At 76.6% G+C, this 418-nt stretch carries 2 pseudogenes; both read left to right on the top strand.

Features of this window, described 5'->3' with window-relative positions:
- Nucleotides 1–244, top strand: a pseudogene (locus tag B3611_RS05685) (two-component sensor histidine kinase); the annotation flags it as partial.
- 47 nt (nucleotides 245–291) lie between these two features.
- Nucleotides 292–418, top strand: a pseudogene (locus B3611_RS10155) (DNA-binding response regulator); the annotation flags it as partial.

The following is a 418-nucleotide window of genomic DNA, read 5'->3' on the forward strand; positions in this document are numbered from 1 at the left end:
CGCGCGCAAGCACGCGCCGGGCGCGCCCGTCTCGCTGCGCCTCGACGCGCGGGGCGGGGTGCTGACGGCGGAGATGAGCAACCCGCTGGACCCGGACGCCGTGCAATCCCCGGGGGCTGGCCTCGGTGTGGCCGGGATGGGCGAGCGCGCCCGCGCCGCCGGCGGGAGCCTGACCAGCGGATGCAGCGACGGGTTCTTCCGGTGGACCCTGCGCCTGCCGCTGCGCGCGGAGGGTGCGCGGTGAGCGGCGGGGAGATCGTGCGCGTCGCGCTTGTCGACGACGAGGAGCTGATGCGCGGGGGAATCCGGCTCGTCCTGGAGGGCGACCCCTCCATCCGCGTCGTGGCGGAGGCGTCCGACGGGGCCTCGGGTGTCGCGGTGGTGGGCGAGTCCCGGCCCGACGTGGTGCTCATGGACA

Source organism: Corynebacterium sp. UBA2622 (assembly GCF_002339505.1).
GTDB lineage: Bacteria > Actinomycetota > Actinomycetes > Mycobacteriales > Mycobacteriaceae > Corynebacterium.